Annotated in this window: 9 protein-coding genes; all 9 read right to left on the minus strand. The window is 66.6% G+C overall.

The window, feature by feature from the left end:
- Positions 1–43: 43 nt before the first annotated feature.
- The 9 genes from ASD15_RS11315 to ASD15_RS11355 all read right to left on the minus strand — a co-directional run bounded on the left by ASD15_RS11315 (position 44) and on the right by ASD15_RS11355 (position 13,258).
- Positions 44–2,269 carry a hypothetical protein gene (locus tag ASD15_RS11315; RefSeq protein WP_057154961.1) on the minus strand — a complete coding sequence of 742 codons (2,226 nt, stop codon included), beginning with the start codon at positions 2,267–2,269 and terminating at the stop codon, positions 44–46.
- An 89-nt stretch (positions 2,270–2,358) separates the two neighbouring features.
- Complete coding sequence (locus ASD15_RS11320) at positions 2,359–4,746, minus strand: glycoside hydrolase family 3 N-terminal domain-containing protein (protein ID WP_057154962.1); 2,388 nt, start codon at positions 4,744–4,746, stop codon at positions 2,359–2,361.
- A 40-nt stretch (positions 4,747–4,786) separates the two neighbouring features.
- On the minus strand, positions 4,787–5,920 hold the full coding sequence (locus tag ASD15_RS11325) for a sugar ABC transporter permease (protein ID WP_057154963.1): 1,134 nt from the start codon (positions 5,918–5,920) through the stop codon (positions 4,787–4,789).
- Between the two features lie 93 nt (positions 5,921–6,013).
- The gene (xylG, locus tag ASD15_RS11330; protein ID WP_057154964.1) at positions 6,014–7,537 is read right to left on the minus strand and encodes a D-xylose ABC transporter ATP-binding protein; all 1,524 of its coding nucleotides are present in this window, start codon (positions 7,535–7,537) and stop codon (positions 6,014–6,016) included.
- Positions 7,538–7,552: 15 nt separating this feature from the next.
- Complete coding sequence (gene xylF / locus ASD15_RS11335; protein WP_057154965.1) at positions 7,553–8,563, minus strand: D-xylose ABC transporter substrate-binding protein; 1,011 nt, start codon at positions 8,561–8,563, stop codon at positions 7,553–7,555.
- Between the two features lie 40 nt (positions 8,564–8,603).
- Positions 8,604–10,370 carry an IlvD/Edd family dehydratase gene (locus ASD15_RS11340; RefSeq protein ID WP_057154966.1) on the minus strand — a complete coding sequence of 589 codons (1,767 nt, stop codon included), beginning with the start codon at positions 10,368–10,370 and terminating at the stop codon, positions 8,604–8,606.
- Positions 10,370–11,239 (minus strand): SMP-30/gluconolactonase/LRE family protein, encoded by an 870-nt coding sequence (locus ASD15_RS11345; RefSeq protein ID WP_229418151.1) that lies wholly within the window; start codon positions 11,237–11,239, stop codon positions 10,370–10,372. Before ASD15_RS11345 ends, ASD15_RS11340 begins: the two co-directional genes overlap by 1 nt.
- Positions 11,240–11,256: 17 nt before the next feature.
- Positions 11,257–12,024 carry an SDR family NAD(P)-dependent oxidoreductase gene (locus tag ASD15_RS11350; RefSeq protein ID WP_057154968.1) on the minus strand — a complete coding sequence of 256 codons (768 nt, stop codon included), beginning with the start codon at positions 12,022–12,024 and terminating at the stop codon, positions 11,257–11,259.
- 34 nt (positions 12,025–12,058) lie between these two features.
- Positions 12,059–13,258 carry a fumarylacetoacetate hydrolase family protein gene (locus ASD15_RS11355; protein ID WP_057154969.1) on the minus strand — a complete coding sequence of 400 codons (1,200 nt, stop codon included), beginning with the start codon at positions 13,256–13,258 and terminating at the stop codon, positions 12,059–12,061.
- Between the last annotated feature and the right edge of the window lie 2 nt (positions 13,259–13,260).

Raw genomic sequence — 13,260 nt, forward strand, 5'->3', positions numbered from 1 at the left:
TGATTATTGCAGAGTTTTGCGTGGATCAGTGGCCGGGCGGCTGTCAGCGCGGCGTTCTTGTGGTGTCGCCGCCACCGCTGTCCGCCGGCTGAGCGGGTGTGACGGCGGTGACCGGGGCTACCGGACGGATGCGGTCGGCGGCGGGAGGCGGGCCGGGCGGGCGGGCCCCGGAGGCGGCGGCGATGTTGGCGGAATTGTAGGCGGCGATGGCGGCGGCCAGGGCCGGGTCGGCGGCGTTGGGCGCTTGCTGGCGGTTGGCGTCGCGGGCGGCGTTGGCGCGCTGGGCTTCGGCTGCTTGCACGGCGGCCTGGGCGGCTGCATCGGCGGCGCCGGCCGCCGCTGCGGCATCAGCTGCTGCAGCGGCGGCAGCGGCGGCGGTGCCGGAAGTGGCGCTTGCGGCGGCCGTGGCGGCGTTACGGGCCGCTCGCTGCTCGGCCGCTATGCGCTGTTCCGCTGCCAGGCGCTGGTCTGCCACCACGCGCTGGTCGGCGATGCGCTGGTCTGCAACGCGCTGGTCATCAGCCAGGCGCAGGTCTGCGGCCCGCTGTTCAGCCGCGCGCTGGGCAGCTGGCGAGGCGGGATTGGCAGGGTTGTCGGACTGTTGCGCGGCGCGCAACTGAAGCTGGCGGCCGGCTTCGCGGTCGGCGTCTGCGCGTTGCGTTTCGGCGCGCTGGGCGTCGGCCGCTTGCGCCGCTTCGCGGCGTTCTGGTGCGCGCAATTCGGCAGCGCGCGGGTCGGCCACGCGCTGGGCGGTGACGCGCAAGTCTGCGGCACGTTGTTCGGTTACGCGCTGCTCGTCGGCTTGCTGGTCCGCAAGACGCTGCTTTGCAGTGCGCTGGGCTGTGACGCGCTGGTCTGCCGTGCGTTGCTCGGCTATTCGCAGCTCGTCGGCCCGCTGGTCTGCCAGGCGCTGTTCGGCGGTGCGCTGCGTGGTGATGCGCTGGTCCGCAGCGCGTTGTTCGGCTATGCGCTGCTCGTCGGCCTGCTGGCCTGCCAGGCGCTGTTCGGCGGTGCGCTGCGCGGTGATGCGCTGGTCCGCAGCGCGTTGTTCGGCTATGCGCTGCTCGTCGGCCTGCTGGTCTGCCAGGCGCTGTTCGGCGGTGCGCTGCGCGGTGATGCGCTGGTCTGCGAGGCGTTGCTCGGACAAGCGCTGCTCAGCGGTGCGTAGCTCGTCCGCTTGCTGGCCGGCGCTGCGCTGCTCGGCAGTGGTTTGCGCGGCGCGGGCTTCCACCGCCTGGCGGACAGCGACAGCGTCCGCCGCTTGCTGGCGCTGGACGGCGGCGCGTTCGTTCTCCAGGCGGTCGGCCAGGATGGCTTGCGCCGTCGCATCCTGGCGCTGCGCTGCCAGGCGCTCGTTCTCGAGCCGGTCCGCCAGCGCGGTGGCGGCAAGGTCCTGCTCCCGGGTGCTGTTGAGCTGACGTTCCTCCGCCGCGCGGTTGGCGGCCAGGCGCTCGGCCTGGGTCTCGGCCAGCACACTGTCGGCCTGCTCTGCCAGCACCTGGCGCGCGACTTCAAGCTGCTGCTGGCGCACGATCTCCGCTTGAGTCAGCGCGGGCGTGCTCTCCAGGATGGCGTTGCGCAGCGCCTCGTCGGACAGCTGCAGCTGCGACGCGGCGGTCTCGGCTTGCAACGCACTGGGCAAGGTTTCCTCCAGCGCGGTGCTGGCGCTGACCTGGCGCGCCAGCGCGTTCCCCAACGCGCTGAATTCATCGCTGGCTTGCGTCAGCACGTTAAGCGTGCCTTCGCGGTCGATCTGGAAAGCCGCTTCCAGCACGCGCGTATTCAGGTTCAGGATATCGCTGGCCGATTCGGGCGCCAGCGGATCCAGTGTCAGGCCGATGTCCGCCAGTGTGCGGGCTGCGAGCTGGGAGCCTGGCAGTCCGGTGGCGCCTTGCTGCCGCAGCGTGTCCGCCAGCCGTTCGGCCAGCGTGCTGCTGCCGTCATCGTCGGTCAGCAGCGGAGTCAGGTCAGTGGAGGCGGGCGGCAACTGGTTGAAGGACAGGCGCAGCGCGTCGGCAGCATCGGTCAGCAGCCGCAATTGCGCCTCGGTGGGCTGCGGCGATTCGGGCGTTCCCTGCAGCTCGAGCAACTGCCTGCGCGTAAGCGCCACCGTGGACAGGAACTGCGCCAGATCGGAAAACTCGACAGTGGCAGCGGCGGCCAGTACCGCAGGCGCGGGTTCTGCGGCAGAGCCGACGGCCGGCGCGCCGATAGGCTGGACGGGAGGAATGGCTGCGGCGTCGGCCGCGTTGGAGATCGGGGGCAGCATGGCATCACCTTGCGGGCAAGTTTATCCCGCGAGAATGCGCCCTCGTGCCGCGCCCGTCTGTGGGCTGGCGAACACAAGGGCGGCTTGCCCTAGCTCACCATCAGTTTCACGGACTTCAACTCCACGCTGTTCGGGCCAGCATGGATGGTAAACGACCCCGGCTCGACAACGCGCTTCATGTCCATATTGAAGAACCACAGGTCGGACGGCTTGATGTCGAACGTGAGCGTGCGCGACTCGCCGGGGGCCAGCGTCACGCGCTTGAAGGCCTTCAGTTCCAGCACCGGGCGGGTGACTGAACTGACGTCGTCGCGGATGTAAAGCTGCACCACCTCGTCGCCCAGCAGCTTGCCGGTGTTGCGCACGTCCACCGACACCTGGGTCGACTCGCCCACGCGGATCGCCGCCTTCGCAAGACGCGGTTCGGAGATCGCAAACGTCGTATAGCTGAGGCCAAAACCGAACGGGTATAGCGGCTTGGTGGAACCGTCGATGTAGCCGCGCCGCGCGGACGGCTTGTGGTTGTAGAAGATGGGCAGCTGACCCACGCTGCGCGCAATCGACACCGGCAGCTTGCCGCCCGGGTTGGCGCGGCCAAACAGCAGGTCGGCCGCCGCGTAGCCGGTTTCCTGGCCCAGGTACCAGCCCTCGATCAGCGCCGGTGCGCGCTCGGCCAGCAGGTTCACCGATAGCGGACGGCCGTTCAGCAGGAACACCACGGTAGGCTTGCCCAGGTCGAAGATGGCCTTGGCCAGTTCGTTCTGCTGGCCCAGCATGTCCAGCGTTTCGCGGTCGCCCAGGTGATTGTCGGCCCATGCTTCGCGCGCGGTCTGCTCGTTGTCGCCCAGCACCATGATGATGGTGTCGGCCGACTTCGCCGCCTCCAGCGCGGCGGCGATCAGCTGATCGTTCTTGGCCTTCGGCGTGAACACGATTTCGTCCGCACCCCACACGCGGCTCTCGGTGATGCGCACGCCCTCGGACCAGGTCAGCTGGAAGCCATGCTTTTCGCTGTCGGCTTTCAGCCCCTCGTAAATCGACACCACGTGGCGCGGCACGTCCGAATAACCGCCGATCGGCGTGTCCTTGGCGTGGGTACCCAGCAGCAGCACCTTGCCCACTTTTTTCGGGTCCAGCGGCAGGATGCCCTTGTCGTTCTTCAGCAGCACGGCCGAGCGGCAGGCCGCCTCGCGCGCCAGCGCCACCGCGTCCGGCGTCGCGGTCAGGCTGTCGGCGATGTTCGCGTCCACGTACGGATTCTCGAACAGGCCGGCGTTGAACTTCAGCTCCAGGATGCGCGCCACCATGGCGTCGATCTCCGCCACCGACACGCGCTTTTCCTTCACCAGCGCGGCCAATTCCTTGTAGCCGAAGCCGTCCGGCGTCTCGATGTCTACGCCCGCTTTGATGGCGCGCAGGGCAGCTTCCTTGGGGGTGGCAGCCAGCTTGTGGCGCGTGATCAGCTCCTTGATGCCGAAATAGTCCGACACCATCACGCCCTTGAAGCCCCAGTCCTCGCGTGTGACCTTGTGCAGCAGCCAGCGGTTGGCGTGCGACGGCACGCCGCCGATCTCGTTATACGAAGGCATGATGGCGGCCACATTGGTCTCCTTCACGATCTTCTCGAACGGCGGGAAGAACTCCTCGCGCAAGGTGCGCTCGGTCACTTCGGCCGGGCCGATATTGGTGCCACTCTCCGGCTGGCCGTGGCCCGTCATGTGCTTGAGGGTGGTGTACACCTTGTCCCTTGCAAGCTGCTTGCTCTCGCCCTGGAATCCCAGCACGGCGGCCTTGCCGATTTCGCCGGCCAGGTGCGGGTCTTCGCCATAGGTTTCCTCGATGCGGCCCCAGCGCGGCTCGCGCGCCACGTCCACCACCGGCGCCAGCGCAAAGTTCGAGCCGCGCACGCGCATCTCGCGCGCCGCCACGGCGTACACTTTGCGCACCATGTCCGGATCGAAGGAGGACGCCAATGCGATCGACTGCGGGAAGCTGGTGGCGTCGCGCGCGGCGTAGCCGTGCAGCGCCTCCTCGTGCGTGAACATCGGAATGCCCAGGCGCGTCTGCTCCATGGCCCACTTCTGCGCCGTGTTCACATAGGTCGCCGTTTCCAGCGCATTGCGGTTGACGCGGCGGCCGCTGTCGCCGGCGGCGCCGCCTGGTGCGGCCTGGCCCTGGCGGTCCGACGGGCGGCCCAGCATGCCGATGCCGTGCGGGTGCAGCTGGCTGGCCTTCTCGGGCGAGAAGTTGCCGCTGCTGTCCTCAATCTTCTTCTTGTCCTGCCACACGCACTGCATCTGCTCGATTTTTTCCTGCAGCGTCATGCGGCCCAGCAGATCCTGCACGCGCTTGGCCACGGGAGCGGAAGGATTCTTGTAGACCGGTACTGCGGCGGCGAAGGCCATGGGCGCGGGAAGGGCGGCCAGACCCGCCAGGCTTCCTGCGGTGGACAGGAACTGCCTGCGGTTTTTGCTCATTGCGTTGTCTCCGTTGTAGTATCTTTTGACGCTTGTTTTTTTAACGCTTGGACGAGCGCGTGCTGACGTCGATCCACACCGCCAGGGTCAGGATGAAGCCCTTGACGATCATCTGCCAGTAGGTGTCCACGTCCAGCATGGACATGCCGTTATCGAGGCTGGCCATCACCAGCGCGCCGATCAGCGCGCCGTACACGGTGCCCGAGCCGCCGCGCATGGACGTGCCGCCGATGAAGCAGGCCGCGATCGCATCCAGCTCGCCCGAGGTGCCGGCCGAAGGCGAGCCGGCCGCCAGGCGCGCCGTGTTGATCACCCCGGCCAGCGCGCACATCAGGCCCATGATGCCGAAGATCCACAGCTTGATCGACTTGACGTTGATGCCCGACAGGCGGGTCGCCTCCATATTGCTGCCCACCGCGTAGACGCGGCGGCCGAACACGGTCTGCGTGGTCATGTAGGTGAAGATGCCCAGCAGCGCGAGCAGCAGCAACACCGGCAGCGGAATGCCCTCGTAGGAATTGAGCGTGACCACGAAGGCCGCCACGATGGCGCCGATGGCGACCACCTTGAGCGCGTCGCGCCACAGCGGCGCCGCTTCCAGGCCGTGCTCGGCGCGGCTGCGGCGCTGCTGCCAGGTGAGCGCCACGGCGATGGCGAACAGCGCCACGCCGAGCAGGATGCCCAGCTGCGGCGGCAGGTAGCCCTGGCCCAGATAAACCAGGTCGTCCGACACCGGCGCCACGGTGGTGCCGCCGGTCACGCCGAGCACGATGCCGCGGTAGGCCAGCATGCCGCCCAGGCCGACAATGAAGGAGGGGATGCTCAGGTAGGCGGTGAGGTAGCCGTTGAACAGGCCCACCAGCAGGCCGAAGGTCAGCACCAGCAGCAGGTTGACGGGCAGCGGCAGGTGGTGTGTCACATCCAGCACGGCCGCGACGCCGCCCAGCAGGCCCAGCAGCGAGCCGACCGACAGGTCGATCTCGCCGGCGATAATGACCAGCGACATGCCGCAGGCGACGATGCCGGTGATGGCCATCTGGCGCATCAGGTTGGACAAGTTCCGTGGCGAAATAAAGCCGCCATCGGTCTTCATGCTGAAAAAGCCCCAGATCAGCGCGATCGCGATCAGCAAGGCCAGCATCTTGTACTGCGTGAAAATTTTCTTAATAGTCATTGGCTATCGATTCTGTCAGTTTGTACCGAGCTGAGCCGCATTTCCCCAACTTCGGGGTCAGACCCCGAAGTTGGGGGAATGCGGCTCAGGTCGCTAGGCTTGGTCGAGGGCGGCGGCGAGGACGGTTTCCTGGCTGAGGTTGTCGTTGTCGAAGTTGCCGCGCAGCTGGCCTTCGCCTATCACGAGCACGCGGTCGGAGATGCCGAGCACTTCGGCCAGTTCGGAGGAGACCATGATGATGGACATGCCTTGCGCGGCGAGGTCGAACATGAGCTGGTAGATTTCGAACTTGGCGCCGACGTCGACGCCGCGCGTGGGTTCGTCCAGGATCAGGATCTTCGGCTTGGTGAGCAGCATCTTGGACAGCACGGCCTTCTGCTGGTTGCCGCCGGAGAGCCCGGTGATCGGCAGGAAGGGGCTGGCGGTCTTCAGCTTGACGCTGGCGATCTCGCGCTTGATGGTCTTCAGCTCGGCCTCCTGGTCGATCCGCGTGGCGCGCGCGAACTGCCCCAGCACCGACATGGTGATGTTCTGGCCCACGCTTAAATCGGGCACGATGCCGTGCTGCTTGCGGTCTTCCGGCACCATCGCCAACCCGGCCTTGATGGCCTTCTGCGGCGTGCCGGTGTCGAGCTTTTGGCCGTCGAGCCATACTTCGCCTTCGTGCGCGCCGGGGTAGGCGCCGAATATCGATGACACCAGCTCCGTGCGTCCGGCGCCCACCAGCCCGGCAATGCCGAGGATCTCGCCCTTGCGCAGCGTGAACGAGATGTTGTCGACCCGCTTGCGCGCCGGGTTGTCGGCGTCGTAGCAGCTGATGTTGCGCGCCTCGAACACCACATCGCCCGGCGCGTGCCGGCGCTGCGGGTACAACTGGTTCATCTCGCGCCCCACCATCTGCGCGATGATGCGGTCCACGTTCATCTCGCTCATCGGCGTGGTGGCGATGTGCTGGCCGTCGCGGATCACCACGATGGTGTCGCAGATCGCTTCCACTTCGTCCAGCTTGTGCGAGATGTAGACGCAGGTCACACCCTCCGCCTTGAGCCGGCGGATGATCTTGAGCAGCACCTGGATTTCGGACGCCGTCAGCGAGGACGACGGCTCGTCCAGGATCAGCAGCTGCGCGCGCTTGTTGAGCGCCTTGGCGATCTCGATCAGCTGCTGGTGGCCGCCGCCGTAGTTCTTCACCGGCTCGACCACGTTCACGTCGTGGATGTTGAGCCAGGTGAGGATCTCGGCGGCGCGGCGGTTCATGGCCGCGTAGTCCATGCGCCCGCCGGCCAGCGTGATCTCGTTGCCGAGAAAGATATTCTCGGCCACCGACAGTTCGGGCACCAGCATCAGCTCCTGGTGGATGATGACGATGCCGGCGTCCTCCGTGTCGCGGATGGACTGGGCGCGCAGCGGCTCGCCTTTCCACAGGATTTCGCCGTCCCAGGTGCCGTGCGGGTAGACCCCGGACAGCACCTTCATCAGCGTCGATTTGCCGGCGCCGTTCTCGCCGCACAGGCCGATGCATTCGCCGGCCTTCATCTGGATGTCGATCCCGTTTAACGCCTTCACACCGTCGAACTGCTTGACGATGCCCCTCATCTCTAAAAGATAATCGGCCATGCTCGTCGTCGGCAATCAGTTGATGGACAGTTGGGCCTTGGTGTAGAAGCCGTCGTCGACCAGCACGTTGACGTTGGCCTTGGTCAGCGGGATAGGCTTGAGCAGCACGGTGTTGACCTTCTTCATGCCGTTCTCGTAGGTCGAGTTGTAGGCGGGCTTCTCATTGCGCACCAGCTGCACGGCCAGCTTGGCCGCTTCGGAGGCGATCAGCTTGAGCGGCTTGTACACCGTCATGGCCTGCGTGCCGGCGATGACGCGCTTGACGGCCGCCAGGTCGGCGTCCTGTCCGGACACCGGCACCTTGCCGCCCAGCTTCTGCGCGGTCAGCGCCTGGATGGCGCCGCCGGCGGTGCCGTCGTTGGAGGCGACGATGGCGTCGATCTTGTTGCCGTTGGCGGTCAGCGCGTTTTCCACGATGGTCATCGCTTCGGCTGCGCTCCAGTCTTTCACCCACTGCTTGCCGACGATCTTGATGTCGCCCTTGTCCACCAGCGGCTGCAGCACCTTCATCTGGCCTTCGCGCAGCATCTTGGCGTTGTTGTCGGTGGGCGCGCCGCCCAGCAGGTAGTAGTTGCCCTTCGGTTTCAGCTTGACCACGGCGTCGGCCTGCAGCTCGCCGACCTTCACGTTGTCGAAGGAGATGTAGGCGTCGATGTCGGAGTTCAGTATCAGGCGGTCATACGAGAGCACCTTGATCTTGGCCTTCTTGGCTTCGCGGATCGCGTTGTTGAGCACCGTGGCGTTGTAGGGAACGATGACCAGCACGTCCACGCCGCGCGAGATCAGGTTTTCGATCTGCGCGATCTGGCGCTGCTCGCTGGCGTCGGCCGACTGGACGAACACCTTTGCGCCGAGCTTCTCGGCTTCGGCGTTGAAGAAGTCTCGGTCGCGCGTCCAGCGCTCCACCCGCAGGTCGTCGATCGAGAAGCCGATTTTCGGGTTCTTGGCGTCGGCGTGCGCGAAGCCGCTGGACAGGGCCATTACCGCGCCCGCAATTGCTGCTACTGCTTTCAGTCTGGTGTTCATCGTCGGTCTCCTAAGGTAGGTATGTTATTTTTTTAGTGGCTCAATGGTTATGGCGCGGCATGGTCTCCGCCACGCCGCGGTACTTCACCGCCAGTTCCATGCAGGCGCCGTCGTGCATCTGGCCCACCGTGGAGCGGTACAGTTCCTGCCACGGCGTCTGGCTCGCCGGCACGGCCGGGATGCCTTCGGCCTTGCGCGCGGCCAGCACGTCTTCCGTGATCAGCATATCGCAGCTGCCGGTGTTCAGGTCGATGCGGATGGTGTCTCCGGTGCGCACGTAGGCCAGGCCGCCGCCGACGGCGCTTTCCGGCGACGCGTTCAGGATGGACGGGCTGTCCGAGGTGCCGGACTGGCGGCCGTCGCCCAGCGTCGGCAGGTTCAGGATGCCGCGCTTGATCAGGGCGTCCGGCGGTTGCATGTTGACCACCTCGGCCGAGCCGGGCCAGCCCACCGGACCTGCGCCGCGTATCACCAGGATGCAGTTCTCGTCGATGTTGAGCGAGGGATCGTTGATGCGGTTGTGGTAGTCGGTGGAGCCGTCGAACACCACGGCGCGGCACTCGAACACGTTCTCGGCGCCGGCGCGCTCCAGGTAACGGGCGCGGAAGTCCGGCGAGATGACGCAGGTCTTCATGATGGCGAAGTCGAACAGGTTGCCCTTCAGGACGAAGAAGCCGGCCTTGGTCTTCAGCGGCGCGTCGAACGGCGTGATCATTTCGCGGTCGTTCGATTCGCGGCCCTGCAGGTTCTCCGCCATGGTCTTGCCGGTGACGGTGGCGCGGTTGGAGCGCAGCTTGCCCTTCTGTTCCAGCTCCCACATGATGGCCGGCACGCCGCCGGCGCGGTGGAAGCGCTCGCCCAGGTATTTGCCGGACGGCTGCATGTTCAGCAGCAGCGGCACGTCGTGGCCGTATTCCATCCAGTCCGATTCGCGCAGTTCCACGCCGGCGTGGCGCGCCATGGCGACGATGTGCTGCTGCGCGTTGGTGGAGCCGCCGATGGCGGCGTTGACCACGATGGCGTCCAGGAAGGCTTCGCGCGACAGGATGCTCGACGGGCGGATATCCAGCTTGGCCAGCTCCACGATGCGGCGGCCGGTTTCGTAGGCCATCTGGCCGCGTTCGCGGTACGGCGCCGGAATGGCGGAGCAGCCGGTGAGCGACATGCCCAGCGCCTCGGCGATGGCGTTCATGGTCGACGCGGTGCCCATGGTGTTGCAGTGGCCTGCCGACGGCGCGGAGGCGGCGCCGATCTGCAGGAATTTCTCGTTGTCGATTTCGCCTGCGGCCAGGCGGCGGCGCGCCTTCCAGATGGCCGAGCCGGAACCTACCAGCTCGCCGTCCAGCCAGCCGTCCAGCATCGGGCCGCCGGACAGCACGATGGCGGGGATGTCGACCGTGGCGGCGGCCATGATCTGGGCCGGGGTGGTCTTGTCGCAGCCGGTGGTCAGCACCACCGCGTCGATCGGGTAGCCGTGCAGGATCTCGACCAGGCCCATATAGGCCAGGTTGCGGTCGATGGCGGCGGTGGGACGGCGGCAGTTTTCAAAGATCGGATGCAGCGGGAATTCCATGGCGATGCCGCCCGCGTCGCGGATGCCGTCGCGCACGCGCTTGGCCAGTTCCAGGTGGATGCGGTTGCACGGGCTGATGTCGCTGCCCGACTGCGCGATGCCGATGATGGGACGGCCGCTACGCAGTTCGTCCGGCGTGATGCCGTAGTTCATGAAGCGCTCCAGGTACAGCGCGGTCATGTCGATATGGTCTGGATTGTCGAACCAGTCTTGCGAGCGATAGCGGCGAGTCATTACAGGTTTCCTTTGTATTTATGTTGCTGCTGTCCCGGGGTCTCCACACGGAACGAGAATACACCGCCGGCCAGCGGATGGGCGGCGCGCGCCTCGTCCGGCATGCCTTTCCAGGCGGTGGTGGCGAAGACGGTGCGCAGGTCCGCGCCGCCGAATGCCACTTTGGTGACGTTGGGGCAGGGGAAGGCGATGGTGTCGATTACTTCGCCCTGTGGCGAATAGCGGTCCACGCGGGCGCCGCCGAACATGGCGACCCACACGCAGCCTTCGGCGTCGACCACCGAGCCGTCCGGGTGGCCCGGTTCGGCCGTGCGCACGAACTCGCGCTTGTTGGACAGGCAGCCGTCCGGCGCGGCGTCATAGGCGTACACCACCTTGGCCAGCGTATCGGTGTGGTAGAAGGTGCGGCCGTCCGGGCTGTGGCACGGGCCGTTGGTGATGATGATGCCGCTGTCCTTTTGCTGCAGCGTGCCGTCGATGGACAGGCGGTACAGCGAGCCGGTAGGCGCGCTTTCGCCGTTGTCCATGGAGCCGAACCACAGGGCGCCCTGGCTGTCCACGTAGCCGTCGTTCAGGCGGTTGCCGGGGATGTCCGTTTCCAGCTGCAGCAGGGGCGTGAACTCGCCGGTTTCGGGCGAGAAGCGCAGCAGCTTGCCGGGCAGGCCGCAGACCAGGCCGCCATCGGCCATCGGCAGGGCGAAGCCGGTTTCGGCCGGCATGTCCCAGCTTTGCCGCGCGCTGCCGTCTTCGGCGCAGCGGTGCAGGCGCTGGCCCTTGATGTCCACCAAGTACAGCGCCGCTTCGGCGGCGTGCCAGAACGGACCTTCGCCGAGCTTGGCGCCCAGCTCCCAGATGCACTGTGGCTGCATGGCGGTCACCTCAGGCTTCATGCGCCGTACCAGCCCGCATCGACGAAGTAATCGCGGCCGGAGCAGCGGGCGGCGTTGTCGGAGGCCAGGAACAGGGCCAGCGCGGCCACGTCCTCGGTTTCCACGCGCTCGTGCAGGCACTGGGCCGCCAGGATGGCCGCTTCATCTTCGGCCGAATGCCACAGCGCCATCTGGCGCGGGGTCTTCACCGAGCCGGGGATGATGGTGTTGACGCGGATGCCGTCCGGACCGAGGTCGCGCGCCAGGCCGCGCGTCAGGCCTTCGATGGCGGCCTTGGCCGTCATGTACAGCGACAGCTGCGGCAGCGCCAGGTGCCAGGAGATGGAGCCGAAGTTCAAAATCACGCCGCCGCCCTTGGCCTTCATGCCGGGCGCCACGGCCTGCGCGCAGAAGAACTGGTGGCGCAGGTTCACGTTCAGGCTGTCGTCCCAGTACTTGCCGGTGACGTCCTTGACGTGGTGGCGGTTGTCGTTGGCCGCGTTGTTGAGCAGCACGTCGACCTTGCCGAAGTCGATCTGGATGGCGGCGAAGGCGTTGCCCAGCGCGTCCAGGTCGGTCAGGTCGCAGCGGATGAAGCGCGGCGGGCGCTTGCAGCCGGCCAGCGACTGTTCCAGTGCGCGCGAGGCTTCCTCGGCGATATCCAGGAACACCACCTGCGCGCCCTGCTTGGCGAAGGCGTCCACCATGGCGGCGCCGATGCCGGTGCCGCCGCCGGTGATGACCACCAGCTTTTCGGCCAGGTCGTGGTAGGTGGCGTACACCATGGGTTTGCGTTCATTTGATACAGGCGCCACCATCTTAATTCGCTCCATTCGAGTTGTTCAGCAGGCCGCGTGCGGCCAGGTTGTTGTAAAGGGCGCGTACGCCGAAAGTCCAGGGGGTGATCTCGTTGCTGCGGTGGACGTGGTTGATCAGCGAACCCAGTGCCGGGCTGGTGACGGTCACGCGGTCGCCCATGTGGTGGGTGAAGCCGGCGCCGGCCTGGCCACGGTCCTTGATCGGCGAGAACATGGTGCCCAGGAAGAGCATGAAGCCGTCCGGGTACTGGTGGTGCGCACCGCTGGTCTGCGACACCAGGTCCAGCGGGTCGCGGCTGATTTCGCGCATGAAGCTGGCGCCGTCCAGGCGGAAACCGTCTTCCTTGCCTTCGATGACCATGCGCACTTCTGCGTTGCGCACGGTGTCCATGGTGAAGCCGTCGTCGAACAGGCGGATGAAGGGGCCGATGGCGCAGGAGCCGTTGTTGTCCTTGGCTTTACCGAGCAGCAGCGCGCTGCGCCCTTCGATGTCGCGCAGGTTGACGTCGTTGCCCAGCGAGGCGCCGACCACTTCGCGGCGGCTGTTTACGGCCAGCACGATTTCCGGTTCCGGGTTGTTCCACTTCGATTCAGGGTGCAGGCCGACATCGGCGCCGAAGCCGACGGCAGACATGGGCTGCGACTTGGAGAACACTTCGGCGTAAGGGCCGATGCCCACTTCCATGTATTGTGACCAGGCGCCGCGGGCGATGAACTGCTGCTTCAGCTGCTCCGCCTCCGGCGAGCCGGGCTTGATGCTGGACAGGTCGGCGCCGATCGATTCGAGCAGCGAGGCGCGCAGCGCGTCGGCGCGCGATTTGTCGCCGCCGGCCTGTTCTTCGATCACGCGTTCCAGCAGGCTCACGGCGAACGTTACGCCGCAGGCTTTCAGGGCTTGCAGGTCGCACGGGGCCAGCAGTTGCGGCACGTCCGCATCCGGCTGCGCTGCCAGCGCGGCGTCCAGCAAACGCTGCACGGGGCCGAGCGATTCGCCCTGTGCGCCGCGCACGAAGGCGGCAAGGTCGCTGCGTTCAAACAGTTCGGACACGGTGGGCGCTTGCGCCGTGATGTCGAATACTTCGCCGTTGCGCACCACCACCACGCACGGGCCGTTGATCGCACCGCCGCGCCATACGCGGCCAACCAGCAGGGCGCCGGCCAGGTCGGCGGGCAGAGATTGGGTAACTTGGGCAAATGTCATTG

The organism is Massilia sp. Root351 (assembly GCF_001425045.1).
Taxonomy (GTDB): Bacteria; Pseudomonadota; Gammaproteobacteria; order Burkholderiales; family Burkholderiaceae_D; genus Rugamonas.

What these genes read in the sequence shown, in the direction of transcription:
- ASD15_RS11345 (WP_229418151.1), bottom strand. Translation starts at nt 11,239, where the DNA reads ATGCAGCCACAGTGCATCTGGGAGCTGGGCGCCAAGCTCGGCGAAGGT.
- ASD15_RS11325 (WP_057154963.1), bottom strand. Translation starts at nt 5,920, where the DNA reads ATGACTATTAAGAAAATTTTCACGCAGTACAAGATGCTGGCCTTGCTG.
- ASD15_RS11350 (WP_057154968.1), bottom strand. Translation starts at nt 12,024, where the DNA reads ATGGTGTACGCCACCTACCACGACCTGGCCGAAAAGCTGGTGGTCATC.
- xylG (WP_057154964.1), bottom strand. Translation starts at nt 7,537, where the DNA reads ATGGCCGATTATCTTTTAGAGATGAGGGGCATCGTCAAGCAGTTCGAC.
- xylF (WP_057154965.1), bottom strand. Translation starts at nt 8,563, where the DNA reads ATGAACACCAGACTGAAAGCAGTAGCAGCAATTGCGGGCGCGGTAATG.
- ASD15_RS11355 (WP_057154969.1), bottom strand. Translation starts at nt 13,258, where the DNA reads ATGACATTTGCCCAAGTTACCCAATCTCTGCCCGCCGACCTGGCCGGC.
- ASD15_RS11315 (WP_057154961.1), bottom strand. Translation starts at nt 2,269, where the DNA reads ATGCTGCCCCCGATCTCCAACGCGGCCGACGCCGCAGCCATTCCTCCC.
- ASD15_RS11340 (WP_057154966.1), bottom strand. Translation starts at nt 10,370, where the DNA reads ATGACTCGCCGCTATCGCTCGCAAGACTGGTTCGACAATCCAGACCAT.
- ASD15_RS11320 (WP_057154962.1), bottom strand. Translation starts at nt 4,746, where the DNA reads ATGAGCAAAAACCGCAGGCAGTTCCTGTCCACCGCAGGAAGCCTGGCG.